Source organism: uncultured Roseovarius sp. (assembly GCF_913054395.1).
GTDB lineage: Bacteria > Pseudomonadota > Alphaproteobacteria > Rhodobacterales > Rhodobacteraceae > Roseovarius.
This window is the reverse complement of sequence record NZ_CAJXIP010000040.1, coordinates 1-26,601: the sequence shown is the minus strand read 5'-3', so window position 1 is coordinate 26,601 and position 26,601 is coordinate 1. Positions and strand designations below refer to the sequence as shown.

Annotated in this window: 25 protein-coding genes; 17 read left to right on the top strand and 8 right to left on the bottom strand. The window is 59.6% G+C overall.

The features are described 5' to 3' along the window. Position 1: 1 nt before the first annotated feature. The gene (locus tag QZ522_RS07815; RefSeq protein WP_294609384.1) at positions 2-583 is read left to right on the top strand and encodes a LysE/ArgO family amino acid transporter; all 582 of its coding nucleotides are present in this window, start codon (positions 2-4) and stop codon (positions 581-583) included. 103 nt (positions 584-686) lie between these two features. After that, positions 687-1,610: a DMT family transporter gene (locus QZ522_RS07810; protein WP_294609381.1), complete on the top strand. Its 924-nt coding sequence runs from the start codon at positions 687-689 to the stop codon at positions 1,608-1,610. 76 nt (positions 1,611-1,686) lie between these two features. Here the strand turns inward: QZ522_RS07810 and choV are convergent, their stop codons facing one another. The 4 genes from choV to QZ522_RS07790 all read right to left on the bottom strand — a co-directional run bounded on the left by choV (position 1,687) and on the right by QZ522_RS07790 (position 6,239). Then, positions 1,687-2,730, bottom strand: a complete 1,044-nt coding sequence (choV, locus tag QZ522_RS07805; RefSeq protein WP_294609378.1) for a choline ABC transporter ATP-binding protein — start codon at positions 2,728-2,730, stop codon at positions 1,687-1,689. Continuing rightward, entirely contained in the window at positions 2,727-3,563 is an 837-nt protein-coding gene (gene choW, locus QZ522_RS07800; protein WP_294609375.1) for a choline ABC transporter permease subunit, read from the bottom strand. Before choW ends, choV begins: the two co-directional genes overlap by 4 nt. A gap of 73 nt (positions 3,564-3,636) precedes the next feature. Next, on the bottom strand, positions 3,637-4,563 hold the full coding sequence (gene choX, locus QZ522_RS07795; RefSeq protein ID WP_294609372.1) for a choline ABC transporter substrate-binding protein: 927 nt from the start codon (positions 4,561-4,563) through the stop codon (positions 3,637-3,639). A gap of 119 nt (positions 4,564-4,682) precedes the next feature. Continuing rightward, the gene (locus QZ522_RS07790) at positions 4,683-6,239 is read right to left on the bottom strand and encodes an ABC transporter substrate-binding protein (protein ID WP_294609369.1); all 1,557 of its coding nucleotides are present in this window, start codon (positions 6,237-6,239) and stop codon (positions 4,683-4,685) included. Positions 6,240-6,498: 259 nt separating this feature from the next. On the opposite strand from QZ522_RS07790, the gene betI reads away from it, so the two are divergent. From betI to QZ522_RS07730, 12 genes are all read left to right on the top strand, one after another. Further along, a complete protein-coding gene (betI, locus tag QZ522_RS07785) occupies positions 6,499-7,086 on the top strand; it encodes a transcriptional regulator BetI (protein WP_294609366.1) in 588 nt (195 codons plus the stop codon). Next, on the top strand, positions 7,083-8,591 hold the full coding sequence (gene betC, locus QZ522_RS07780; protein WP_294609363.1) for a choline-sulfatase: 1,509 nt from the start codon (positions 7,083-7,085) through the stop codon (positions 8,589-8,591). The genes betI and betC overlap by 4 nt, the downstream gene beginning before the upstream one ends. A 123-nt stretch (positions 8,592-8,714) precedes the next feature. Further along, positions 8,715-10,373 (top strand): choline dehydrogenase, encoded by a 1,659-nt coding sequence (gene betA / locus QZ522_RS07775; RefSeq protein WP_294609361.1) that lies wholly within the window; start codon positions 8,715-8,717, stop codon positions 10,371-10,373. 54 nt (positions 10,374-10,427) lie between these two features. Then, the gene (locus QZ522_RS07770; RefSeq protein ID WP_294609358.1) at positions 10,428-11,102 is read left to right on the top strand and encodes a thermonuclease family protein; all 675 of its coding nucleotides are present in this window, start codon (positions 10,428-10,430) and stop codon (positions 11,100-11,102) included. A gap of 140 nt (positions 11,103-11,242) precedes the next feature. Then, positions 11,243-11,479, top strand: coding sequence for a DUF465 domain-containing protein (locus tag QZ522_RS07765; RefSeq protein WP_294609355.1), 237 nt, complete (start codon positions 11,243-11,245; stop codon positions 11,477-11,479). Positions 11,480-11,877: 398 nt separating this feature from the next. Next, positions 11,878-13,239, top strand: coding sequence for a site-specific integrase (locus QZ522_RS07760; RefSeq protein ID WP_294609352.1), 1,362 nt, complete (start codon positions 11,878-11,880; stop codon positions 13,237-13,239). Then, entirely contained in the window at positions 13,236-13,637 is a 402-nt protein-coding gene (locus QZ522_RS07755; protein ID WP_294609349.1) for a hypothetical protein, read from the top strand. The genes QZ522_RS07760 and QZ522_RS07755 overlap by 4 nt, the downstream gene beginning before the upstream one ends. 85 nt (positions 13,638-13,722) lie before the next feature. Further along, positions 13,723-13,932 (top strand): hypothetical protein, encoded by a 210-nt coding sequence (locus QZ522_RS07750; RefSeq protein ID WP_294609347.1) that lies wholly within the window; start codon positions 13,723-13,725, stop codon positions 13,930-13,932. A 986-nt stretch (positions 13,933-14,918) separates the two neighbouring features. Next, positions 14,919-15,074 carry a hypothetical protein gene (locus QZ522_RS07745; protein ID WP_294609344.1) on the top strand — a complete coding sequence of 52 codons (156 nt, stop codon included), beginning with the start codon at positions 14,919-14,921 and terminating at the stop codon, positions 15,072-15,074. A 173-nt stretch (positions 15,075-15,247) separates the two neighbouring features. After that, positions 15,248-15,622 carry a hypothetical protein gene (locus tag QZ522_RS07740; protein ID WP_294609341.1) on the top strand — a complete coding sequence of 125 codons (375 nt, stop codon included), beginning with the start codon at positions 15,248-15,250 and terminating at the stop codon, positions 15,620-15,622. Positions 15,623-15,766: 144 nt separating this feature from the next. Further along, positions 15,767-17,161: a hypothetical protein gene (locus tag QZ522_RS07735; protein WP_294609338.1), complete on the top strand. Its 1,395-nt coding sequence runs from the start codon at positions 15,767-15,769 to the stop codon at positions 17,159-17,161. Between the two features lie 23 nt (positions 17,162-17,184). Then, positions 17,185-17,859, top strand: coding sequence for a hypothetical protein (locus tag QZ522_RS07730; protein ID WP_294609336.1), 675 nt, complete (start codon positions 17,185-17,187; stop codon positions 17,857-17,859). A gap of 350 nt (positions 17,860-18,209) precedes the next feature. On the opposite strand, the gene QZ522_RS07725 is transcribed toward QZ522_RS07730, so the two are convergent. After that, positions 18,210-19,133, bottom strand: a complete 924-nt coding sequence (locus QZ522_RS07725; protein WP_294609334.1) for a LysR substrate-binding domain-containing protein — start codon at positions 19,131-19,133, stop codon at positions 18,210-18,212. Positions 19,134-19,235: 102 nt separating this feature from the next. Between QZ522_RS07725 and QZ522_RS07720 the strand changes: the two genes are divergently transcribed. Both QZ522_RS07720 and QZ522_RS07715 read left to right on the top strand, forming a co-directional pair. After that, complete coding sequence (locus QZ522_RS07720; protein WP_294609332.1) at positions 19,236-20,222, top strand: sterol desaturase family protein; 987 nt, start codon at positions 19,236-19,238, stop codon at positions 20,220-20,222. After that, positions 20,209-21,003, top strand: a complete 795-nt coding sequence (locus QZ522_RS07715) for a 3-methyl-2-oxobutanoate hydroxymethyltransferase (RefSeq protein WP_294609330.1) — start codon at positions 20,209-20,211, stop codon at positions 21,001-21,003. Before QZ522_RS07720 ends, QZ522_RS07715 begins: the two co-directional genes overlap by 14 nt. A 279-nt stretch (positions 21,004-21,282) precedes the next feature. On the opposite strand, the gene QZ522_RS07710 is transcribed toward QZ522_RS07715, so the two are convergent. Then, entirely contained in the window at positions 21,283-23,598 is a 2,316-nt protein-coding gene (locus QZ522_RS07710) for an ATP-binding protein (protein WP_294609328.1), read from the bottom strand. Positions 23,599-23,671: 73 nt separating this feature from the next. On the opposite strand from QZ522_RS07710, the gene QZ522_RS07705 reads away from it, so the two are divergent. Further along, complete coding sequence (locus tag QZ522_RS07705) at positions 23,672-24,436, top strand: transporter substrate-binding domain-containing protein (RefSeq protein WP_294609326.1); 765 nt, start codon at positions 23,672-23,674, stop codon at positions 24,434-24,436. Here QZ522_RS07705 and QZ522_RS07700 read toward each other — a convergent pair. Continuing rightward, a complete protein-coding gene (locus QZ522_RS07700) occupies positions 24,433-25,980 on the bottom strand; it encodes a response regulator (protein WP_294609324.1) in 1,548 nt (515 codons plus the stop codon). The two genes, QZ522_RS07705 and QZ522_RS07700, sit on opposite strands and share 4 nt — an antisense overlap. Further along, entirely contained in the window at positions 25,973-26,326 is a 354-nt protein-coding gene (locus QZ522_RS07695; protein ID WP_294609322.1) for an Hpt domain-containing protein, read from the bottom strand. Before QZ522_RS07695 ends, QZ522_RS07700 begins: the two co-directional genes overlap by 8 nt. Positions 26,327-26,601: the final 275 nt, after the last annotated feature.

The window sequence follows — 26,601 nt, the reverse complement described above, 5'->3', positions numbered from 1 at the left end:
GATTGCGGGATTTGCCCTTGGGCTAAGCCTTATTCTGGCGATCGGGGCGCAGAATGCCTTTGTGCTGCGTCAGGGGCTGCGGCGCGAGCATGTCTTAGCCGTGGTGATGGTCTGTGCGCTGTCGGATGCTGTGCTTATCGCTTTCGGGGTGACCGGCTTTGGCGCATTGGCCGAGCGCGTGCCCGGACTGGAGCGGGTGATGCGCTATGGCGGTTCGGCCTTTCTGATCTGGTACGGCGCGCGTAATTTCCTGGCCGCCTGGCGTGGGGGCGAAGTGCTTGAGGCGGGCACCGGCACGGGCAGTTTGCGGCGCGCGATGCTCACCTGCCTGGCGCTGACCTGGCTTAATCCGCATGTTTACCTTGATACGGTTGTTCTTGTCGGATCGGTCTCGGCGCAATATGACGACCGACCCGGTTTTGGCATCGGCGCGGTCACCGCAAGTTTCGTCTTCTTCTTTTGCCTTGGCTACGGCGCGCGGCTTTTGGCGCCTCTGTTTCGCCGCGAGGTTAGCTGGCGGGTGCTCGATGCGCTCATCGGCGTCGTGATGTGGGCGATTGCCGCGCGGCTGATCCTTGGCTGAGGGGATCAGTCATGCGCGATGTGGGATACAGGGTTGCATTGGGCGCATGCAGATAGGGCGCGCAGCGCTCGACAGCGGGTGAATTGCATGAGTTAATGGGGCAATGCGAGCAGAACCTTTGATTACCGGCGAGGCGGCTTCAAAGCCGGGATTGGGCATCTTCTGGATGGTGGTAACCGGTATTCTCTTTGTCGGGGTCACCGCGCTTGTCAAAATCCTTGGGACGCGGGTGCCTGCACCACAGGCGGCGTTTCTGCGCTATGCGATGGGGCTTGTGTTCCTGCTGCCGATGTTGCGACCCCTGATGCGGCTACGGCTTGAACGGCGCGTCTGGCTGATGTTTGGCGCGCGCGGGGCGGTTCATACGATCGGTGTGTCACTGTGGTTCTTTGCCATGGCACGCATCCCGATCGCCGATGTGACGGCGATGAATTACCTCTCACCGATTTACGTCACCCTCGGCGCGGCACTGTTTCTTGGCGAAACCCTGGCGCTGCGCCGGGTGCTGGCCGTGGTGGTGGCGTTGATCGGTGCACTGATCATCCTGCGGCCCGGATTTCGCGAAGTCGGGCCGGGGCATTTGGCGATGCTGTTCACGGCGGTGTTTTTCGGCGCCTCCTACCTGACGGCCAAGGTGCTGTCGGGGCGCTGTAGCGCGGGGATCGTGGTGGCTATGCTGTCGATCACGGTGACCATCGGGCTGGCGCCGCTGGCGGCGGCGGTCTGGGTGACGCCGACGATGGGCGAGCTGGCGATCCTGTTCGGGGTGGCCTGTCTTGCGACGGCGGGGCATTACACCATGACGCTGGCGTTTGGGGCGGCACCCCTGGCGGTCACCCAGCCGGTGACCTTCCTGCAGCTGGTCTGGGCGGTGACGCTCGGGGCGCTGGTCTTTGGCGAGGGAGTGGATGTGTTCGTTCTGCTGGGCGGCACGGTGATCGTGGCCGCAATCAGTTTCATAAGCTGGCGCGAGTCGGTGCTCAAGCGGCGCGCGATCACGCCGCCGGTCTCGGCGACCAAGGTCTGAGGTCGGCAAGGGGGCGCTGCCCCCGGCGCGCGGGGCGCGCCTCCCCCGGAGTATTTCTGGAAAAGTGAAAGGCCGATCAGGTGCGCGGATCAAGCAACTTGGCGAGAATCCGGTTGCGGGTGATCTGGCCGATGATCTGTCCCTGCTCGGTGACGCCGACGGGGTTGTCGTGGCCCTGGGCCTGTTCCATGACCTGCTGGATGGTGGCATCCGGATCAACGCAGGTGTCCGGCGTGCCGATCGCGGGCTCCATCACGTCGCGCGCGCAGAGCACGCCGAGCGGGTTCATATGGGCCACGAATTCGGCCACGTAATCGGTCGACGGGTTGGTAAAAATATCCTGCGGGGTGCCACATTGCACGATCCGCCCGCCTTCCATGATCGCGATCCGGTCGCCGAGCTTGAAGGCCTCGTCGAGGTCGTGGCTGACGAAGATGATAGTGCGGCCGAGCGTTTTTTGCAGGTCGATCAACTCGTCCTGAAGGTGACTTCGGATCAGGGGATCAAGCGCCGAGAAGGGTTCGTCCATCAGCAGGATCGGCGCATCGGTGGCAAAGGCGCGGGCCAGGCCGACGCGCTGTTGCATGCCGCCCGAAAGCTCGCCGACGCGGCGGTCGGCCCAGTCCGAGAGGTTGACGAGGTCAAGCTGTTCCTGCACGCGCGCGTCGCGCTCGGGTTTGGGGATATTGGCCAGTTCCAGCCCGAGGCCGACATTCTCTCGCACCGAGCGCCAGGGCAGGAGGCCGAATTGCTGGAACACCATCGCCACGTGATTCTGGCGCACCCGGCGCAGGGTCGGGGCGTCGGCACCGGTCACATCGACCATCTGTTGGCCGTCAAAGATCTCGACCTTGCCGCGCGCCACCGGGTTGAGCCCGTTGACGGCGCGCAACAGCGTGGATTTGCCAGAGCCGGACAACCCCATCAGCACGAGGATTTCGCCGGGCGCGACCGAGAGGCTGCAATCGTGCACGCCAAGCACCTGGTTGGTTTGCTGCTGGATTTCAGCGCGGGTCATGCCCTGATCCATCAGCGGCAGGGCCGTTTGCGGCGTGTCACCGAATACGATCGAGACGTTCTGAAAATCGACCATCGGGCGTGCGTCGGGGGTATGGGTCATTTGGGCTCTCCCATCCGCAGCATGCGGTCAAGAATGATCGCCACGACCACGATCATCAGCCCCGATTCAAAGCCAAGCGAGATATTGACGGTGTTGATCGCCCGCAGGACCGGCACGCCAAGCCCGTCGGCGCCCACAAGCGCGCCGATCACCACCATCGACAGCGACAGCATGATCGTCTGGTTCAGCCCGGCCATGATCTGGGGCAGGGCATAGGGCAGTTCCACCTTGAACAGGGTTTGCTGCGCGGTGGCGCCAAAGGCCTGTGCGGCCTCAAGCAGGGGGCGGGGCGTGGAGGAAATGCCAAGATGGGTCAGGCGGATCGGCGCGGGGACCACGAAGATCACCGTCGCAATCAGCCCCGGCACCATGCCGATGCCGAAGAACACGATGGCCGGGATCAGATAGACGAAGGGCGGCAGCGTCTGCATCAGGTCAAGCACCGGGCGCAGCCAGTCATAAAGCCGGGGCCGGTGCGCCGCAGCGATGCCGATGGGCACGCCGATCGCCATGCAGAAGATGCAGGAGGATAGAACCAGAGTGAGGCTTTCGGTGGTTTCTTCCCAATAGTTCTGATTGTGGATGAAGAGAAAGCCGAGGAACACGAAGAGGCAGGTCTTCCAGTTGCGTTGCAGCAGCCAGGTGAGGCCCACGAAAATCGCCATGATCACAAGCGGATGCGGTGCCTGAAGCAGCCACAAAAAGCCGTCGATCAGCCCTTCCATCAGTGCCGAGAGCATGTCGAAGACCCATGCGCCATTGTCCTGAAGCCAGAGGAAAAAGCTTTCGGCGGCATCGCCAACGGGGATTTTATGGTCGCTCAGCCAGTCCATGGGCGCGCACCTCGTTCATTGCGGTGGGGAGAGGGGGCGCCCCGACCGCATTGGGCCGGGGCAGGGTCGGCGATCAGAGGCCAAGCGCCGATTTGACGGCGGCCATCGCGTCGCCACCCTCGCGGGTGGTCACACCGTCTAGCCAGCCGTCGAGCACGCCGGGATTGGCCGCAAGCCATGCGGTTGCCGCCGCTTCGGGCTTTGCACCCTCGTCAAGGATGGCGCCCATGATCTCGTTTTCCATGGCAAGGGAGAACGACAGGTTCTGCAACAGCTTGCCCACATTGGGGCATTCGTCGACATAGCCCGCGCGGGTGTTGGTATAGACCGTCGCGCCGCCAAGATCGGGGCCGAACCAGTCGTCGCCGCCGGTCAGATAGGTCATGTCGTGATTGGCGTTCATCGGGTGCGGTTCCCAGCCGAGAAAGACAATCGGTTCCTCGCGGCGATCGGCGCGGCTGACCTGCGCCAGCATGCCCTGTTCAGAGCTTTCCTTGACGTCAAAGTCTTTCAGGCCAAAGGCGTCGGCGGCAATCATGTCCATGATCAGGCGGTTGCCGTCATTGCCGGGTTCGATCCCGTATATGGTGGCGTCTAGCGCCTCGGCCTGGGTCGCGATGCTTTCAAAGCTGGTGATGCCAAGCGCAGCACCTGCGGCATTGGTGGCCAGCGTATATTTCGCGCCTTCCAAGTTGGCGCGCACCGTGTCGACCGTACCGGCCTCGCGGTAGGGGGCGATGTCACCTTCCATCGTCGGCATCCAGTTGCCGAGGAACACGTCGATATCGCCCTTGGCCAGCGAGGTATAGGTGACCGGCACGGCGAGAACCTTGATGTCGGTTTCGTAGCCAAGCGCCTTGAGCACCTCGGTGGTGGCGGCGGTGGTGGCGGTGATATCCGTCCAGCCGACATCGGCAAAGCTGACCTCGTTGCAATTGGCAAGGGCGGGGCCGGTGGCCACGGCAAGGGCCATGGCGGAGAGTGTGGTTTTGAGGGTCATGGCGAGTAGACTTTCTTTTGCGGATTTTCGGGAAACGGCCATCGGGCAAACGCCGTTTGGCCAAGGGGCCCGGCGCATGGTCTGCGCCCGGGCCCCTCGTTTTCATGTCGTGGCGAGGCTTAGGCGAACCACCAGCGTTCGATGAAGCGCATGCCGTCCACATCCCAGTTCGAGCCCATCTGCTCGGTATGGGCGATCTTGGTGGAGTTGCCGAAGACATAGTTGGCAAACATCGGCACGATCACGCCGCCGTCGCTGCTACAGATCGCCTGCATCTCATAGTACATCTCGCGGCGCTTGGCCTCGTCGAGTTCCGAGCGCGCCTTGACCATGAGTTCGTCAAAGCGGTCATTGCACCAGAAGCTGTCGTTCCAGGATGCGCCACATTTATAGGCGGTCGAGAACATCTGATCCTCGACTGAGCGGCCCGACCAGTAGACGGCGCAGAACGGCTTTTTCATCCAGACATCGGACCAATAGCCGTCATTGGGCTCGCGCACGGGTTTGAGGTTGATCCCGCAGGCAGCGGCAGAGCTCTGATAGAGCACGGCCGCATCAACCGCGCCGACAAAGGCCGCATCCGCAGCGGACAACGACACATCGACGCTATCAAGACCGGCAAGCTTGAGGTGGTATTTCGCCTTGTCGGGATCATAGCTCGTCTGTTCGAGGTCCTTGTTGAAATAGCGTTGTCCCTGACCGATCGGATGGTCATTGCCGACAGAGCCATAGCCGAACAGGATCTTGTCGACCAGTTCCTGGCGGTTGATGCCGAATTTCAGGGCGTGGCGCACATGGACGTTGCTATAGGGCTCTGCGCGGGTATCCATGGCAAAGGTGTAATGCTGGGTGCCGGCAACCGAGTTGATCTGGATATCGGGGCGGCGCGCCAAAAGGCCCACGGTCTTGAGGTCAAGCCGGTCGGCCATGTCCACGTCACCCGAGACAAGCGCGGTGGTCCGGGCGTTCTGGTCAACGATGGCAATCACCTCGGCGCTGTCGAACCATGCAACATCGCTGCGCCAGTGGTTGGGGTTGCGCTCAAGCGCATAGGAAACACCGGGCTGGAAGTCCTTCAGCACATAGCTGCCGCAGCCATCGCCGGATTTCCAGTCGATGCTCTCGCCTTCCGCCTTGCAGATCGTCAGGTGATAATCGCTCAGGATGAAGGGGAAGTCGGCATTGCCGCCGTCAAGCGTGAAGACGACCGTATCGTTGCCTTCTGTTGCGATATCCTGAATCGGGGCCACGATCGGACCCGCCGCCGAGGTCGAGCCTTCGCCACGGTGGAAGTTGATCGAATTGACAACGTCCTCGATGGCGAGTTCCTTGCCCGAATGAAAGGTCACGCCCTTGCGGATCTTGAACTTCCAGACAGAGGCGTCATCCGAGGCTTCCCAGCTTTCGGCCAGCTCGGGGACAAGCGCGCCTTCGTTTGTCACCTCGGTCAGGCGGCCATGGATGGCGAAGGACAGCGAAGTGGTAAAGCTGTTTTCATAGGTGCCCGGGTTAAGAGTGTCGGTGGTCTGACCATGGCCAATGGCCGCCCGCAGGTGCCCGCCGCGATTCGGTGCAGCCATCGCGCCGCCCATCGGCAGCGAGGCGGCAAGCGCCGTGGCGGCCGTGGTCGCGAGAAATCCACGCCGGTTAAGGCGTCCGTTGTTGAGAAGTGTCATTTATGGTTTCTCCCTTTGGTTTATATTTTTGCCCGGCCCTGTTGTCCGCCATGCGGCAGGGTGGGGGATGTTTCCGGCGGCGCGAGCCATAAGACCGCGCCCCAGCCGCGTCTTGATAGCAAGGCTAATATGACGGTGCCGTGAATTACAACGCTATTCTGGTTCTGTGTGGTCTGATCCGTTCTGTTGGTTTTTATTGATTGACGAGTCAATTAAACACGATTAGGCCAATATGGCAACATTTTACCGGAGGATGACAATGCCCAAAATCGGGATGGAGCCGATCCGGCGCACCGCGCTGGTCGAGGCGACGATTTCCGAGATTGGCGCGCGGGGCTCACTGGATGTGACCGTGGCCCAGATCGCGCGCCGTGCGGGCATGTCGAGCGCTTTGGCGCATCACTATTTCGGGTCCAAGGAGCAGATGTTCGCTGCCGCCATGCGCCATATCCTGACGCTCTACGGGGCCGAGGTGCGCGGTGCGCTGATCATGGCGAAAAGCCCGCGTGACCGGGTCGAGGCGATCATTCGCGCCAGCTTTACGCCCGCGCAATTCCGGCCCGAAATGGTTTCGGCCTGGCTGAATTTCTATGTTCAGGCGCAGCGCTCGGACGAGGCGCGACGCCTGCTTCATATCTATCAGCGACGCTTGCGCTCGAACCTGCATGATGCGTTTCGCCGCCTTGATCCGGCACAATCGCGCACCCTGACACGCGGTTTGGCGGCGATGATTGATGGCATGTATATCCGCCAGGCCCTGCGCGAGGGGCCGATGTCGCCCGCCGTCGCGGTGGACGTCCTGCTGCATTATCTCGACACAAGCCTATCCCCGAAGGAGAGCCAATGACCGCCCCCAATATCCTGATTATCATGGTCGACCAGCTGAACGGCACGCTGTTCCCGGACGGTCCGGCGGATTGGCTTCATGCGCCCAACCTCAAGGCGCTGGCGGCGCGTTCGACACGGTTTGCCAATGCCTATACCGCCTCTCCGCTGTGCGCGCCGGGGCGCGCCAGCTTCATGTCCGGCCTCTTGCCCTCGCGCAGCCGGGTCTATGACAATGCCGCCGAATTTGCCGCCGATATCCCGACCTATGCCCATCACCTGCGGCGCGCGGGCTACCAGACTTGCCTCTCGGGCAAGATGCATTTCGTCGGCCCCGATCAGATGCACGGATTCGAGGAACGCCTGACCACCGATATCTATCCCGCCGATTTCGGCTGGACCCCGGATTACCGCAAGCCGGGCGAGCGGATCGACTGGTGGTATCACAACATGGGCTCTGTCACCGGCGCCGGTGTGGCCGAGATTTCCAACCAGATGGAATATGACGACGAGGTCGCCCATAACGCGCGGGCCAAGGTCTATGACCTCGCCCGCGGGCTGGATGACCGCCCCTGGTGCCTGACGGTCAGTTTCACCCATCCGCATGACCCCTATGTGGCGCGCAGGAAATACTGGGACCTCTACGAGGATTGCGAGCATCTTCTGCCCGGAGTGCCCGCGATGGACTACGAGGACCACGACGCTCATGCCAAGCGCATCTTTGATGCCAATGACTGGCGCTCCTTTGACATCACCGAAGAGGATATCCGGCGCTCGCGGCGCGCCTATTTCGCCAATATCAGTTATCTTGACGACAAGATCGGCGAGGTGCTTGAGGCGCTTGAAACGACCCGTCAGGAGGCGGTGATCCTGTTTGTCAGCGATCACGGCGACATGCTTGGCGAACGCGGGCTTTGGTTCAAGATGAGCTTTTACGAGGGCTCGGCGCGTGTGCCCCTGATGATTTCGGCGCCGGGCATGACGCCGGGGCTGGTCACCGACCCGGTGAGCAATATCGACGTCTGTCCGACACTCTGCGATCTGGCGGGGGTGAGTATGGCCGAGGTCATGCCCTGGACCGAGGGGCAATCGCTCGTCTCCCTTGGCCAGGGGGGCTCGCGCAGCGAACCGGTGGCAATGGAATATGCCGCCGAGGCGTCTTATGCGCCGATGGTTTCGCTGCGGTACGGAAAGTGGAAATACAACCGCTGCGCGCTTGATCCCGATCAGCTGTTTGATCTCGAGGCCGATCCGCAGGAATTGCGCAATCTGGCGGATGATCCCGCCCATGCCGGTACATTGGCACAGCTTCGGGCCAAGGCCGAGGCGCGGTGGGATCTGGATGCTTTTGACGCGGCCGTGCGTGAAAGCCAGGCGCGCCGCTGGGTGGTCTACGAGGCGTTGCGCAAGGGCGGCTACTACCCTTGGGATTACCAGCCGCTTCAGAAGGCCAGCGAACGCTATATGCGCAACCACATGGATCTGAACGTGCTGGAAGAAAGCAAGCGGTTTCCTCGGGGCGAATGATGCTTTCACCGTTCCGGAAATACTCGGATCCCGGATTTTGCCGGGGGCACAGGCCCATCCGATCCACACCTGAAACGGGCCGCTTTTTCCCGGCCCGCCGCCCTGCTGAAAGGAAGCTCTGAGATGGAAGCCGATTATATCATCGTTGGTGCGGGCAGCGCGGGGTGCGCCATGGCCTACCGGCTGTCTGAGGCCGGGCATTCGGTACTGGTGATCGAGCATGGCGGCACCGATGCCGGGCCCTTCATCCAGATGCCCGGCGCGCTCAGCTATCCGATGAACATGCCGCGCTATGACTGGGGCTATCAGAGCGAGCCGGAACCGCATCTTGGCAACCGCCGCCTTGCCTGTCCGCGCGGCAAGGTGATCGGCGGGTCGTCGAGCATCAACGGCATGGTCTATGTGCGCGGTCATGCCTGTGACTATGACCATTGGCGCGAACAGGGCGCGGACGGCTGGGGCTATGCCGATGTGTTGCCCTATTTCAAGCGCATGGAAACCTGGCATGACGGTGGCCATGGGGGCGACCCTGCCTGGCGCGGCACCGATGGACCGTTGCATGTCAGCCGGGGGCCGCGCGACAACCCGCTCACGCGCGCCTTCGTCGAGGCCGGCGCCGAGGCCGGTTACCAGCGCACCGACGATTATAACGGCCAACAGCAAGAGGGCGTCGGCCCGTTTGACATGACCGTCTGGCAGGGGCAACGCTGGTCGGCGGCCAATGCCTATCTGCGTCCGGCATTGAAGCGGACCAATTGCGATCTGATTCGCGCCCTGGTCACCCGTGTGGTGATTGAAGAGGGGCGTGCGGTCGGGGTCGAAATCCTCCGCAAAGGGCGGCAAGAGGTCGTATGCGCGAGGGCCGAGGTCATCCTGTCGGCATCCTCGATCAACTCGCCCAAACTGTTGATGTTGTCGGGCGTTGGCCCGGCGGCGCATCTGGCCGAGCATGGGATTTCTGTTCAGGCGGACCGCCCCGGTGTCGGTCAAAACCTTCAGGATCACCTAGAGCTTTACATTCAGATGGCCGCCAGCCAGCCGGTCAGCCTGTTCAAATACTGGAACCTGTTCGGCAAGGGGCTGGTCGGGGCGCGCTGGCTTTTGGGCCGCAAGGGTCTGGGCGCAAGCAACCAGTTCGAAAGCGGCGGCTTTATCCGCTCTGATGCGGGCGTCAATTATCCCGACATCCAGTTCCATTTCCTGCCGATTGCCGTGCGCTATGACGGCAAGGCCGCTGCCGAAGGGCACGGGTTTCAGGCCCATGTCGGTCCGATGCGCAGCGCCTCGCGCGGGGCGGTCAGCCTGCGCAGCAATGACCCATCGGACGCGCCGACGATCCGCTTCAATTACATGAGTGAAGAGAGCGACTGGATCGATTTCCGCAAATGCATCCGCCTGACCCGGGAAATTTTCGCGCAAGAGGCCTTCAAACCCTTTGTGAAGCATGAAATTCAGCCCGGCCCGGAGGTGACCAGCGAGGCCGAGATTGATGCTTTCATCCGCGAACATGCCGAAAGCGCCTATCACCCCTGTGGCACCTGTCGAATGGGGCGCGCCGATGACAGCGGCGCGGTTGTCGACTCGCATGGCCGGGTGATTGGCGTTGAGCGCCTGCGTGTAGCGGACAGCAGCATTTTCCCGCGCATTACCAATGGCAACCTCAACGCGCCTTCGGTCATGGTCGGCGAAAAAATCGCAGATCATGTCCTGGGCCGAACGCCGCTTGTACCCGAGAATGCGGAGCCCTGGATGCATCCCGAGTGGCAGACCCGGCAGCGTTGAGCAAGCTTGGGTCTCCGGGCTTGATTCCAGGTGAACCGGCCCCGATAAGGGGGCATGTTAAGGATTTGTACACTTTTCGTTCTGGCGATGGCCTGTCCCGGTCAGCCAGCCGGGGCGCAAACGTTTTCCGGGCGCGTCGTGGTGATTGATGGCGATACGCTTGATGTGGGGCAGACGCGTGTGCGACTGCACGGCATTGACGCCCCGGAACTTGGCCAGACCTGCACCAACAGGAACGGCGTGTCGTGGGACTGCGGCACATGGGTGGCCGACCAGGTGCGCAGGCGCTTTGAAGGGCACAGGGCGCGGTGTCAGGCGGTGGAAAAGGACAAATATGGCCGCACGGTCGCGCGCTGCGAGGTGGCGGATCAGGATATTGGCCGTGCTCTGGTCCGGGACGGGCTTGCACTGGCTTACAGGCAGTATTCGATGGCCTATGATCTGGATGAAAAGGGCGCCGCCGTGAGCGCGCGCGGCCTGCATGGGCATGTCATGGCCCGGCCTGCGGAGTATCGCCGCAACCTGCGCGATAAACGGGCGGGCCAAAACCCGGCGCCTGATCCGACCTGTGTGATCAAGGGCAATATCAACGGCAAGGGTCGGCGGATTTATCATATGCCGGGGCAACAGCACTATGAGCGCACGACGATTCGCACAGCCCGCGCAGAGCGCTGGTTCTGCTCTGAGGCAGAGGCCCGCGCGGCAGGATGGCGGCGCGCCAAACGCTAGGATCAAACCCTTTGGCGGGGCCGGAATTTGAGTATTTAGGGAAAGGTGAAACCTGGGTTGCGCTTTTTGATCCGTATCAAGGAACTAGTCCGGTTTGGGCTCTAGATTCGGGGCGAGCAAGCAAAAAGGAGAAATGCGCGATGTCCCACACCCCCCATGAACTTCATGACGAATTCCCGCAACTGGCCGGTAAAATCAGTGAAATGAAACAGGCGGATGCCCATTTTGGCAAGCTGGCGGACGAATACCATCAGGTGAACCGTGCCGTGCACCGGGCCGAGACTTTGGTGGAGCCGGTGGAGGAACTTGCGGAGGTCGAAATGCGTAAGAAGCGGGCGGCGCTCAAGGATGAGATTTATCGTCTTCTGACCGCCTGAGCGCGGGCCGGGAGAGGCATGAGAGACAAGATTCCGCGCGCGGGGAGGTCCGCTGCGCGGATTTTCTTTGCGGCCTAACCAAAGTCGGGCACAAGGGCCTCAGCGTTTTGAAAGCCAGCCGTCAGGCAAGGCCCAAGGTTCGGTGAATGCCTTCTGGACATGCAGCAGTTTGCTGAGTGCCAATGCGCATTTCGCAACGATGTCAATGGGAAGGTGGCAGCCCGTAGGGCACACGTCCTCAGCTTGCATAGTGCTGCGTGGCCTTGCGTAGTGCCTTGATTTTATGAAGTTTTCCATATTTTCCTTGTTCGCCGCCTTTCATGCTATTACGTTGCAGAACATTATTAAGGGCGGATTGAAGGGCCGATTGGACTGTCGGCGGGAAAGGAAATCGAACCATGCCACCACGGGCAAAGGAACTGACCCCAACGCAAATTAAGGGGCTGAAACACCCGGGCGGTGATCGGGCCGTGAAAGTCGCAGTTGGGGGAGTGTCTGGGCTTCATATTCAGATACAGTCGAGCGGCGCGAAATCATGGGTTCTGCGCACCCGCTATGGTGAGTGGACGGAGCGGCGCGACAGCGACGGTAAGGTGATTGAGCGCGGGCGCAAGAAACGTGAGATAGGGCTAGGGGCATATCCCGACATTCTGCCCGGTGCCGCCCGTGACAAGGCGCGAGAAATCAAGGCCAAGCTAGAGGCGGGCATTGACCCCATAGCCGAGCGCAAGGCCGCACAGGCGGCGCTCATAGCCTCTGCGCGGCGTGGCCTGACCTTTGCCGATGCGCTGGACAAATTCGCAGCCGAAAAGGTCAAGGAATTCCGCTCAGAGAAATATCGCGTTCAATGGAAATCGACCATCGAGAAACACGCCTTACCGGAACTTGGCAAGATGCTGGTACAGGACATTGAGTTGCAGGACGTGCTGCGTGTTTTGCAGCCGATCTGGACCGATCGCACGGAGACCGCGTCCAAGCTGCGCCAGCGGGTCGAGGCCGTTCTAAGCTGGGCAACGGTGCAGGGGCACCGGACGGGCGACAATCCGGCGCGATGGGCGGGCAATCTCAAGCTGGTGTTGCCTGCACCTTCAAAGGTCTCAGGCGCAACCAACTACCCGTCATTGCAGCTTGGGGATGCTGCGGGGTGGTGGAGGGCACTACAGACGCGGGAAGGCATGGGCGCGCGGGCGCTCGAATTCCAGGCCATGACCGCAACCCGGGCCGGGGCGATCCGTTTTGCGACATGGGATGAATTCGACCTCCAAGCGAAGGTTTGGACAATCCAGCCGGGCCGCAAGGCGTCTAAGACCACGCCAAGCGATAAGGCAAAGCGAATTCCCCTGACTGACGAAATGGGAGCGCTTCTGGAAAGTCTGCCAAGGATGAAGAACAGCGAGTTCGTTTTCTGGGCACCGCGCGGCGGGGCGCTTTCCGATGCGACCTTGGGCAAGGTCATGCGTTCTGTCCATGAGGCAAACCAAAAGGCCGGGGGCAGGGGCTTTGTGGATGCCGCCACGGGCGAACAAGCCGTGCCGCACGGGCTGCGCTCGACGTTCCGTACTTGGGTTGCAGAACGCACTACCTATGACGGTGATCTGGCCGAGGTGGCGCTATTCCACAAGGTCGGAAACAAGGTGCAGCAAGCCTATGACCGCAGCGACATGGTAGAGCGCCGCCGGGCGATGATGGGCGCATGGTGCGGCTTTCTGAGTGGGTGCGAATCCGAAAAGGTGGTGCAGTTGGAGGGGGCGCGGGCATGAGTTATAAACCGATCATAGGCCTCGTGGCGCGGGCTGGACGAGCCTTCATGGCAGCGAAGGGTAAGGATCCGGAAATTGAGGGCAAACCGCTGGCGGAGTTCCTGCTAAGCGATGAGCACATTGGGCCATATGAGCGCGAGTTGTTAGCAGAATTAGTTACTGGAGAATGGCGAAGACCAAAGGGAAGGCCGAAGGGCGTTGGGCCCGGGCATATTTACGCCGTTTTGCTTGTGTCGGACTATCGCCGCCGCGTGTCGGAATATGGGCCAAATGGGGAAGAGGCGGCTGCGCAAGACACGGCAATTAAATTTGGCGTGTCAACACGAACAGTGCGCAGTTATGTTCGGGAGGCACGCAAGCGCGAGGCCGCCATTAAGACGGAGATTGCCACAAAATAAAAAGTATTTTCTGGCAATTGCTTTGTTTTGAACTTTCGCGAATTATGGTGAAATTGGCGGGCATCCAATATCGAAAGGATGCACCATGCAAACCGCGAAGAAAGTGAAAGCCGAATTTCTGACCGGCCCCCAAGTTCAGGAACGCTACCAGAAATCCCCTGTCACAATCTGGCGCTGGATCAATGACTCGGCTCTTGGGTTTCCGCAGCCTATCCGCATAAACCGCCTGAACTATTGGCGCTTAGCCGAACTTGAGGCATGGGAAGCGGCACAGGCTGGCCAATCCGCTGCATAAGAAAACCCCACCCACAGCGGAAGCGCGGGCGGGGCTGCTTTAACCGAGCGGGACAGCTTCGATTGTTATAGCATAACGCAGCGCGCCGTCATGGGCAACCGTGAGGCAAGGGCAATGCCAAAGAAACCGACGAGCCAGCAGAGGTGGCGCAGTCGCCACCCGAAACGCTACCTAGCCCACCTATACGTGCAGAACGCAATACGGCTTGGTGTGATCGAGCGCCTGCCGTGTGAATTGTGCGGTGAGGCCAAGACTGACGCGCACCACGACGATTATGATCGGCCCTATCAGGTGCGCTTCCTTTGCAGACGCCACCACAAACAGCACCATGCCAAGGGGGACGGCTATGGGGAGAGATAAGCGCAACGAGAAGCGCCAGCTACAATTCACGAAGTGGATTTATGCACATCGTCTATTGCCAGCGTGGCAGGCGCTAACGTTCCCCGCGCGTGACGCCTATTTTCACCTTCAAGTGAAATGCTTCGCGGATACCAAATCGGCGCGCAATAACAACGGGGAGGTGTTTCGTAGCCTGCGCGACCTTTCGTCAGATATGGGGTGCGCGGTCAAGACAGTGGGCGCAGCCCTCGCTGACCTACAGGCCAAGGGTTGGATCGTGGTAACGAACCCTTGGCAGCGCGGCACAGATGGAAAGGGTGAAACCGCTACTTTCCGCCTGACAATGTTGCCGACCGAACAGGGACCGCCGACAAGGGAGCCGGAGCGCTGGCAGGAGGGTCATGATTATTCAGTGACCGTCTACGGACCATATAAGCCCCAGCCTCGTAGCGGCCGAAAATGCAACCTCAAAATTCAGAATCCAGCCCCCAATTCGGACACACCACCGTGCCCGAATGGGACACACTCGCGCGCGGTAAAGTCATGAACTGTGCCCGAATGGGATACACAAACACCGGCTTTTGCCCGTCTGAGTGTGCCCGAATGGGGGACATATCTAATTACCATCCTATGCGATGGTAAGCGGTATGGCCGATCGCACCATTTCCAGCGTGGCGGCGACCGAAAGCCAGAAACGGGGTGAGGGAGAACATACCGCGTTGCGCCGCCAGGATGCCGTCCTCAAAGCAGGCATGTCAGAGCGTGTCGCATATTGGGAAGCCGCTTATCAAATGTCGATATAGCTTTGCGAAGATAGCGCCTTATTGGGCCTCTTTTGTTCGATTTGATATGCTGGCAACCGTAACGGATGCCCCTGAAACACAATGAAATAATGATAGCAATAGAATATTAAGATATCATAGTACTATCCGCCCATCAATCTGCCCTTAAAGCTTAACAGAAGGCCGACCATAGCATGGCGAAAGCACCACTGCCGCCTGAATTCAGGACACGTCGGGGCACCGGGGCCGTGACTTTGGCCGGTGTTGACGGGCGCAGCATGATGGCTCGCCGCTTCCGAGAGATTACGTCCGGGGTTGAGTGTGATCTGGGCGGTGATCTGACTGAGGCGCAAAAGCACCTGACCGCCCGCGCCGCCTGTCTTGCCTGTTGGTGTGAGGAACGCGAGGCCGAACTGGCACGGGGGCAGGAATTCGATGCACAGGGATACGCGACCATATCCAATGCACTGCGCCGCCTGTTGAACGATCTGGGGCTTGAACGCCGCGCCCGTGACGTGACGCCAGAACTGCGCGATTACATCAACGGAAATGCGCAGGCCGATGGCTAGCAGGGGCAAAATGCTTATCACGATCCGGCCCGGCCTGATGCTGCATGTATGGCGCGATTGCGTCGAGGTGGCGCGCGTGCCGATGCCAGCACCGCAAGCGCTGGGCTTGGCGCATGATGTCATTGCGAAAATCAGGTGGCCAGAATGAGCGTGAGCATTCTCGACGCCATGACCGACGCCAATCTATTCGGGAGCACGTTTGGCAGTGATAGTTTCGCCGCCTGGCGCGCGCTCTTGGGGGGATTTTACGGTCTGCCCCTGAATGATGACGGAGCGAAGACTTTCAATAAGCTCACTGGTCGTACGCAGACATCACATAAGGCGCATGATGAACTTTGGCTTGCTGTAGGGCGCAGAGGTGGCAAGAGTCATGTGGCTGGGCTTCTAGCGATCTACGAAGCTTGTTTCACCGATTACCGCGACAAGCTGGCGCCAGGTGAAGTTGCGAGCTGCATGGTCATTGCCAGCGATAGGCGACAGGCGCGAACCGTGATGCGTTATATTAGCGGTCTGGTGAACGAAAACCCCATGCTGCGCCGGATGGTGTTGCGCGAGAATTCTGAGGCCATCGAATTTCGCAACCGGGCCGCTATCGAGGTTCACACAGCTTCACACCGGGCCGTGCGCGGCTATACGTTGTCGGCAGCTATCCTTGATGAAATCGCATTCTGGCACATTGATGGCGCGAACCCGGATGTTGAGATCATTTCCGCTCTGCGTCCTGCGCTCGCGACGTTGGGCGGGCCGCTGATTGCTTTGTCGTCGCCCTATGCGAAGCGCGGCGTGTTGTGGAACGCTTACAAAAAGCACTTTGGCCACGACAGCCGGATTCTGGTCGCGCAAGCTCCTTCGCGCACCATGAACCCCCGCTTACCCGCGCGTGTCGTTGAAGACGCGATGGCGGATGACTGCGCAAGGGCAAGTGCGGAATATCTGGCGCTATTTCGCAGCGACATTGCATGCCTGATAGACCCGGCGTTGATCGAAGAAGCGACGCGGCCCAAGCCTAGGGAACTTCCAGCTGTCCGGCGCGTGCGATACATGGCCTTTACAGACCCGGCAGGGGGCGGGCAGGATGAATTCACCATCGCAATCGCACACAGCGAAGGTGACGCCGTTGTTATTGACGCGGTGCGAGGGCTCCGCGGATCACCTGCCGGAATTGTTAAGGAATACGCGGCCTTTCTCAAAACCTACGGAATTCGCCGGGTGATCGGCGACCGATATGCGGGCCGGTGGCCGCGCGATGAATTTCAGAAACATGGGATCACCTACGCGGTAAGTGAAATCGACCGCAACGGCCTGTATCTGGAGATGCTGGCGGCGCTTAATTCGGGCTGCGTCGAGTTGCCGAACGACCGGAAGCTATCACAGCAGCTTGCAGCCTTGGAGCGGCGCACAGGCCGCAGCGGGCGCGACATGATCGACCATCCGCCGGGCGGGCACGATGACCTTGCCAACGCGGTCGCCGGTGTTGTGGCGGCCGTTGCGGCGCAGCGCCGCAGGCCGACTGCCTTAGTTGGCACCTGTACAGTCTGATAAACACAATCGAAGGGAGTAACATGAATACTACTGCAAAGTTTATTAGCCTGGCCGACCCCATGGGCTCGATGTTAGCAAGCGGTTGGGCATGGCACGACAGCGAACAGCCAATCATCGCCAGAACGCACAATTATCTCGCGGCCCTGGCGACGGGCGCGAATAAGCTACGCGATGAGGTGGCTGCGCAGCGGGCCGCGGGCAGGCTGACGGAGACGGGCTTGAAAGAGCATCTTGTCCGTTTCCTGTCTCGGGAATTTGCCCCCGCCTATCGGCGGGCTGATCGCGATGGGCGGCGCGGGATCAAGCGGCAGATAGAGACTTTCCGCGCACAGGGTGTTCGCGCGATCGAGCCGACAGACGTGGCGGCGGCGATCCTGCGATCTGATTTGCGACGAATGTTCTTTGACCTGCCGGAGATGGCGCGCACAGCACTTCTGATCGAGCCGCCGGTAATACTGTCAACCGCGTTGTTGGAGCTTCCCGAGGCATTTCACCGGCTGGACGCCGACGAACTGCGCGAACGGGCCTTCGGGGCCGACTTTCCGGAACTTTCCGTGCAGATTGATGAACTACGCGCCGTTCATCTGTTCGTCGCATCCAGCCTTACGGTGGCCCGCGATGATGCAATGAGCAGCGCCGGAATCGACTTATGCGAATTCAATCTTGCAGTCTGGAATGGCGATCCGGCGAACTGAGCTGGATGTTGAGAAAAGGCGTCCTGATAGAGTCGGCACGTTAGGTCAGAACGATAGTACGCGACGTCATATAGCCGATGTCGGGACGATGTGCGATCTGGTGTGGCTGCCGGGGCACCTAGTGTTTGCCACCCGAGGTAAAGTTCCCACGCCTTGTGCGATGCGGTCGCGATGGGCCAGAATCGGGACCTTTCTGGCATTTGCTGCAATTGCGCAGAAATTATTCGCGTTTACGACATCACTGGGTGGGGGCGGGCGGGAAGCGGCCGTTCGCTGCGCTCTGCGCCAAGGTCTGCTTCGCGGACAAAACGGTCTTTTTCAATACAAGTATAAATGACCGCTTTTGTGGATCAACGCTCCACGATGCACTGCAATGCAGTTGCAGCTGCAAAATAGGTTTCGCACGCTTTCACAAAATCTTTAACACTTCGCCGTGGGCGCGATTTGTCGTAACCGATTGCGAGGGTGAGTGGCGGTAGATCGTCTGAAATCGGAAGTGCTACAACTTTCGCACCCGTATAACTCTCGGTAGTTAGCGGCCGCATATTGAGGATGGCGCAGCCCCGCCCCGCAGCCACTATGCTTCGAACCATTTCGGTCGAATTTACATAGGCCGCGACAGGTGCTTGGCGGGCACCTGGTTGGAAAAGCCCCTCGTAATAGGACGCGGCAACGGGTCGGTTCAGCACGATCAAAGGTTCCAGAGCGATCTGCGCCATTGAAACCGAAGATTGCTGTGTCAAAGGATGTGCGGCGGGGAGCAGGCAATAGGGCGGTGCCGCAATAAGGATTTCGAAATCCACTGTGGGGCGCACACCTTCAGCGACAAAGAGAATGACATCGAATGTGCCGTTGAGTAGTCCGTCCTGCGCCTGATCGTTGTCACATTCGGTCAATTCAAGCGTGACGGAACTATCGGCTGGCAAGAAGGTATCGAAGATTTGTGGCAAGAATGCGGGTGCGATGGGCGCGTAATACCCGATCCGCAAAGTCCCGCTAAGGGCATGCCGCAATTCCGCACCTTCGTTGAGCACGGATTGGTATTCTTCCAATAGACGCTCGCATTTGCGAGCCACTTCGCGTCCGCTGGCATTGGCCTGAATGCCTCGTGCGCGTTGCCTTGTCACAAGTGTCAGGTCAAACTCAGTCTCAACTTGGTCTATGGCGGACGAAATCGCGGAAGCTGCGATGTTCAACTCCGCTGCGGCTTTGGCAATGTTGCCGTGGCGCAGGGCGGTGGTGAAATATTCCATAGCTTTTAAAGTCAGCGCCATTCAGAACCTCGTATTTTCAGATGTAGGTCATCTTATAATACTATTTTTCAGATGATGAAGGCCATGCCATTGTATGAGTATCGCATTTCCATGGGATCCATTATGTCCGACGCTCCGCTCAAAGGCTGGAACCACACGCCTAATGTTCCGCTGCAAGTTTCACCGCTCTTCAGTTGGCCGCCTCGCCCGATGGCGATGGCCAAATGGGTGTTCAATTCATGGTTTTTCATTACCGAAAAGCTGATCATCGTCGGGATCGCTTTCATCTCATTCTACTGGTTCCAGCCGTCGTTGGACGTGACACGCACGCTGGCCCTCGGCTGGATTGCAGAAATGTTTATCCGCAACGTGATCCTGATGACGCTGGTTGCCGGGGGGCTGCATCTGTATTTTTACACCTTCACCAAGCAGGGGCAGGCGTTGAAATATGACACACGCCCGCTCATGAAAAATGGGCGGCAGTTCACATTAGGCGGGCAAATACGCGACAATATATTCTGGACAATTGCCAGCGGCGTCACCGTCTGGACCGCCTACGAGGTGCTCATGTTCTGGGCTATGGCCAACGGCTATGCCCCCATGCTGACGTGGGCTGCACGTCCATTTTGGTTCGTCGCTTTGTTCTTGCTGATCCCCGTCTGGGAGAGCTTCTATTTCTACTGGATTCACCGCGCGCTCCACATCCCTTTCCTCTACAAGCATGTCCACGCGCTGCACCATCGCAACATTAACGTGGGACCTTGGTCGGGCCTGTCGATGCACCCCGTCGAACACCTGATCTTTCTCGGATCGGTTTTGGTCCACTTCGTCGTCGCAGCGCACCCCGTCCATATCCTGTTCCATTTGCAATACTATGCGTTGACCGCCGCCACGACCCACACAGGGTTTGAAGGAATGGTGATCAAGGATAAGAACCGGTTGAAGCTCGGCACGTTCCACCACCAGATGCATCATCGCTATTTCGAATGTAACTACGGATCGCTCGAGTTGCCGTGGGACAAGTGGTTTGGGTCATTCCATGACGGCACCGTTGAATCTGACACCAAAATCCGCGAACGGCGCAAGAAATTTACGAATGGAGCCAAATGATATGGGTGGCATGACGGTCAAGGACCTGCGGGAAGCCAAGGGTAATCGCACCATCGCCTATGTTCAGGTCGCAAGCGAGGAGGAAGCCGTCGCCGCCTCTGCCGCAGGCATGGATATGATCGGAACGGCTTTTGTGCCCAACCGCGCACATTTTGCACGGGCGGTCCCAGACACACATTTCCAGTTTGGTCTGCCTTGGGGCAAACACGCGGATTCAACCGAAGCGCTGCGCGATGCGATGGCGGCTATGATGGCAGGCGCGCAATCGGTCTATTGTGGGTATAGCCCCAAGATCGTTGAGGCGCTGGCCGTTGAGGGTGTGCCAGTCATCTGCCATGTCGGCTTGGTCCCGTCCAAGGCCACATGGACGGGCGGATTTAAGGCTGTAGGCAAGACGATCGAACAGGCCCGCATGATCTGGCAACAGGTGCAGAATTTTGAGTCCGCCGGTGCCTTTGCCGTTGAGATGGAAGTCATCCCCGCCGCCCTTGCGACCGAGATAACAAAGCGCTCGAAGATGCTGACGATTTCGCTCGGTTCTGGTGCCGGCTGCGATGCACAATACTTGTTTTCCGCTGACCTGCTGGGAGAAAATCGCGGCCATATTCCGCGCCACGCCAAGACTTATCGCAATTTCGCCGCCGAACGCGACCGGATGCAAGACGAACGCATCGCGGCGTATGGCGAATATATCGCAGATGTGCGTGGCGGGGTTTTCCCGAACGATGTGCAATCGGTGGCCACGGACGATGCGGTGCTGGCGCAGCTTTGGAAAGATTAGAGCGGATTGCAGCGACGGAAGCCATGCAGAGGATTGCTTTCAGGTGGGCGTCCGAATGCCATTGTATTGATTTCCCGTTTCCAGACATTCGCTGCGAGGCAGAAAATCGGTAAAGAGGGCTCAGAGCTGCCGTTAGCTGCGCTCTGCACCAAGGTCCGGTAAGGGCCGTTCGCGTTGGTGACACGCGTCTCGCTACCGATAATTGCCGCGATGCGGTAGAGGTCGGCTATGAGCCCAATTTACCGATTTTCCGTCCCGCAGCGAATGTCGGCTCTCGATCTACTTTTCGCCGGCTCGCCGAAGGCTACTGGCCAGCGCGCCGACGTCGATTGGCTTGCTGAGATAGTCATCCATACCCGCTTCGATATACCGGGTGCGCTCTGCACTCATTGCATTTGCTGTTAGCGCGATAACGCGCGGCATCTCGGTCTCTGGCAGGGTCTCCCTCAACCTTGCCGTCGCACTCACACCATCCATTTCCGGCATTTCGATGTCCATCAGCACAACATCGTAGCGCTTCGCTGCACAGCGCTGCACCGCCTCTGCTCCGCTATTTGCGACATCCGGAGCATAGCCGAGGCGCTGCAGAATCTTGATTCCCACCTTGCGGTTAATGGCGTTGTCATCGACAAGCAGGATCGCAAGTGTCGGCATGTCCCTGTCGCCCTCAGAGGTGGACTCCGGCAGAGGCAAGTCCGATGGCTCACAGGGCAGGCGGACAAGCATCGTCGTGCCTTGGCCGACCGAGCTTTCGACCGAAATTTCTCCCCCCATCTGTTCGACAAGCCGTCTGGTGATTGCAAGGCCAAGCCCGGAGCCTCCATAACGGCGGGGCGTCGAGGGGTCGACTTGGCTGAAGGATTTGAAAAGCCGATCCATGCGATCTGGCGGAATTCCGATGCCCGTGTCCTGAACCGTGATACACAGGATATCTTGACCGTCCGGATCGCGGTCCCGCCCGATTTGCACGGACACGCTGCCACTTTCCGTAAACTTCACCGCATTGTTCAGCAGGTTCAGCAGGATCTGGCGCAACCTGACCGGATCTCCGATGACGGCGGGGGGAACGTCCGGCGCGATCTCCTTGCGCAGGTCCAGCTGCTTCTCGGCGCTTTTCGGTTGCACAAGAGCCAGAGATTGATCGACTGTCTCCGAAAGGTCCACCGGAATACTCTCAAGTTCCAGAGCGCCAGCCTCGACTTTCGAGAAGTCGAGAATGTCGTTGATAATCGCCAGAAGCGTATCGGCAGCGGCCGCAATGGTGCGGCTCATGTCCAATTGCTCTGCGTCGAGGCTGGTTTCACTCAACAAGGTGCTCATACCGACGATCCCGTTCAGCGGGGTGCGAATTTCATGGCTCATGGTCGCCAAGAAAGAACTCTTGGCCTCGTTGGCAGATTCGGCCTGGGCCTTGGCTTTTTCGAGGCCAAGCTCGCGCTCCTTCAACTCGGTAATGTCCGAGTAGACGACTGCCGTATCGCCATCTGCCGTCTTCCGTTCGGTGATGCGGACCCAGCGTCCGTTCGAATAGCGCTGAATATGAGCCTCTTGAGGTTTTCGATGCCGGGCCAGGCGCGCGTCGATCCAAGCGTCGATATCTTCGGGCCTTTCGGCTATGAGCCCGCGTTCGATGGCGAAACGCAAGATATCACGAAACGGCGTGCCGGTCTTGCGCAGACCTTCCTCCAGATCAAGGATCTCGCCATAGCGGCGGTTCGCGATCACCAGACGATCTTTCGCATCGAAAAGCGAGAAGCCCTCTGAGATCGCTTCAATCGCATCAGACATGCGCGTGCGCGCCTGGATCGAGGCGTCTCGTGCTTCAGCGAGTTCCGACGTGCGCTGGATCACCCGTTGTTCAAGCGTATCGCGGGCCTTTCTGAGTTCTGCCTCATAGGCCTGTTGGCGGGCCTGCATCTCGTTGAAGGACGCAATCACTTGGCCGAGTTCGTCTCCGCTGTTCCACTCGACAGCCTGTATGGTCTCCCCCGCTTTGACGCGTTTGATCCCGAACATCAGTGCCTCAAGCGGCCTGCCTATTATCGTGCGCAGTGCATAAAGCGCCGCCGCGACTTCTATTGAAACGGCGACGAGCGCGATGACCGCCGCCACGATCAGACGGTTCCATGTCTGTTGCCAGAGGAACTGCCGCGTCGCGACAAATTCCAAGGTGCCGATTTCTTTCGCGCCCGCGCCTGCGTCGAACACGATGGGCCGGGATAAAGGGATCAGATTGCGCGTGTCGGCCGCTTCCGGCACCACCCCTGCCGCGCTCATCTGCTCACCGTCCTCGCCCAGCACGCGCGCCGACAGGATTTCGCGGTTGGTGACGACAGCGGCCAGCGCGAGACCGATCTGCTCGTCATCGAGGTTCCAGAGCGGATTGGCCAGAGCCGCAGCTTGCGTCTGTATCAGGCCGTCGAGGGTCTGTTCGAGCCGTGTTTCCGCGCTTCGATGGGTGAGGTATTCGATCAGTCCGAAGACACCCAGAACCGACAGAAAGATCAGTGGGATCGTTACTCTCAGGAACTTCGCACGCAGCGTTTCCGCCGGTTTCGGCCTCGATCTCGACGGGATCTCCGTGACGGTACTCAAGGCAGTCTCCAAGTGTTAGGCTTACAATAACTAGTCTAGGCCACCGTTGCCGAGAATGGAAAGGAATACCAAAATGCGCCTCCTTTTGAGCGTCCTGCTATGCGTTTGTACGACTCATGCGCTGGCCGCAGATCGCCTACGCTTTGTGACACTGGAATTCGCGCCATTCATTTATGGCGAGAACCAGCAGGTGGCTGGCCCGGGGAGCGAGGTGATCGCGGCGGTTTGTGAGCGGGCGGACATCGACTGCAGCTTTGACATCTACCCATGGCGCCGGGCACAAGAGTTGATGAAAAGCGGCGAAGCGGACGGCATGATGGTGATCGGTCGCAATCCGGAGCGGGAGGAATGGCTGGATTTCTCTCCTCCAATGTTCCGGACGGAATACGGTTTTTTCGTTCGCGCCGAGGACACTCTGATCTACGAGGACCCCGCACAAGTCGCTGGCTATCGCGTCGGCGTGTTCGCCCCGTCCAACACCGAAACCCAGCTAAAGGGCCTGCGGGACAAGCTGGTCGAGGCGGACCTCCCGCCCATTTTGATCGACGGACATCCAGATGACAGTGCGGGAATGCGAAAGCTTTCTGCGGGTAGGCTCGATGCGGTCTATTCCAACCGAGACCGCGGTTACGGGATCCTGGCTGATGAAGCTCTTGAAGGGAAGGTGCGCTATGCCGGGGGCGATAAGGCGATCCTCTACTATGCCGGTATCAACAAGGACTTCGGTGACCTCGCTGTTGTTGATCGCTTTTTCGAGGCTTGGCGCGGGCTTTACGCAGATGGCGAAGCGCAGCTGATCATCACGAGCTATGGGCTCGAACCGGCTCCACAGCCTTAGTCGCCCGCCTTGCCATGGCGGCCGGAGAAAGATCGCTTGAGAACAAACTCCCCATCTCTGGCCTTGGGCTCGACCAGATAGAGCCCAAGGACGATGACAAGGAATGCGCCCCATGCCAGCGGCGAAAGGCTTTCATCGAGCAGAAGCATCCCCCAGACAATACCGGCGAGCGTCATGGCATAGGCTCCCTGACCGGCAAAGACGGGTCCGGCGATTTCTACGATTTGCAGGGTCAGGATCATGGAGCCGGCCCCCGCAAACCCAAGCAGCAGAACAATAAGCGTCAGCCTCCAGTCGGTGTCGGACGGCAATATGGATTGCCCCGACAGCGCCACCATAGGAATCAGCATCACGAACGAAACCACCATCAGAACCCCGATCGAGGCGAAAACGTCGATATGTGCCGGCATGCGGGCACCAAGAAACACGGTCTCGATGGCCATCAGGGCCGGCAGCAAGAGCGCGGCCAGGATCCAGAACGCTCCATCGGACCCGTTGAACTGAAGACGAGACAGCAGAACAGCGCCGACCCCGGCCATACCGATGAGCAGACCAATCAGCCGTTTCGGCGTCGCCTTCTCGAGACCCATGGCCGCGGCAATCCCGAACACCATGATCCCCTGAAGCGTCACAATCATCGACAGAATCGCCGCATCCAAATGGCCCGCGACCCAGAAGGTCACGAGCTTCTGGCCAACTCCAACCAGCAGTGCCAGTAGGATGTAGAACTGCCATTCTACCCAGCCAAGACGCGGCAGTTTCCGCTTGTAGGCTGCAATCGTAAGGCAGAAGACCGCTCCGATTCCGTTGGTAATGAGTGCGAGACCAAAGGGCTCGGTCCCCAGTCCGGACGACATCCGGGACAAAGCAGGCATGATCCCCCAGACGACGCCGAAGGCGATCACCAAAAGACCGCCCTTCAGAAGGTTTGCGGCCCTGAGGAGCTGCAATTCCCTCGTGAAGATCTCATCCGCCATGCCTCGGAAAACCACCGCAAGTCGTCCAAGCCCATCTTGGCGTTCCGGCAAAATGCCAAGATCCAGTTTTTCAGGCCGGAAATGTCCGCTCTCCACCGTCTCCGCCGCTTCGGTCAAGGTCGCAAGCCCTGCAAGCATCGCCCGCTCCTCGTCGCGGAAGCGTTTCTTGGAAAGCGAAGCATTCAGTCGCGCACGCAGGATGACCGGATCGAAAGACTTCGGCAAAAAGTCCTCGGCGCCAAGCTCGATCGCGCGAACGACGCTTTCGGTTTCGTCCTCAAGCGCCGAGATGACGATTACCGGAATATCCCGAAGCGCGTCGTCACCCTGCATGCCGGCGAGAACCTCGTATCCATCGACCTCTGGCATGACTATATCCAGCAGTACCGCGTCGTATGGCCCGTCACGGAGCGCTTGCAGCGCCTCGGAACCACCGGATGCCGTGTTGACATTATGGCCAAGCGCGCGCACCGCCATGCGCATCTTCGATCGGTTCAGTGCATTGTCATCGACGACTAGCACACATGCCGCGTCGGGATCGGGTTCCACCGCGCCAGACTCAGACATCGGAGAGATCTATGTTGGCGAGCGAGACGCGCGCCTCTTCCTCCGCCCGCAAAATGTCGTCTATGGCATTCTGGTCAATTTCTGTACCCGCTGCGGTATTGCGTTCTAGCGCTTCACAAAGGTCGGCGACCGCGTCAGCCCCAAAGTCACGTGCGTTGGATTTGAACTCATGCGCGGTGATCTTGAGGGTTTCACGATCACCTTGCGCATGGGCAAAGGCCAAACGCTGGGCTAGTATAGGGGCAATACCCAAATAGTCCTCGCGCAGTTCCTCAAGATCGTCACTATCGCCGCCGATTGCGCCTAGAAGACGTCTCAGGGCCAACTTGGATATCTGGCTGTTCATCATTTCAGGTTAGCGAATAGCAGTCGCGTATCAAGCTTAAATGAGTTCACTATAAAATATCATCGTTGCCTCTAGCCAAAGCTTACCTTCATGCCGGGGCAGCGAATGACCACTCCCTGCCCATGCTACTTTTCGCTGCGTTCGCAGCGTTCGAAAAGCGGCCTTTGACTACGAAATGGGCAAGGTCGGTTTTGTCCGCGACGCGGGCCTCCGGACAAAGTGCAGCGAACTTCGGCTTTCCGCCCGATCTGCATGTGCTCCCAGATCGGAAGAGC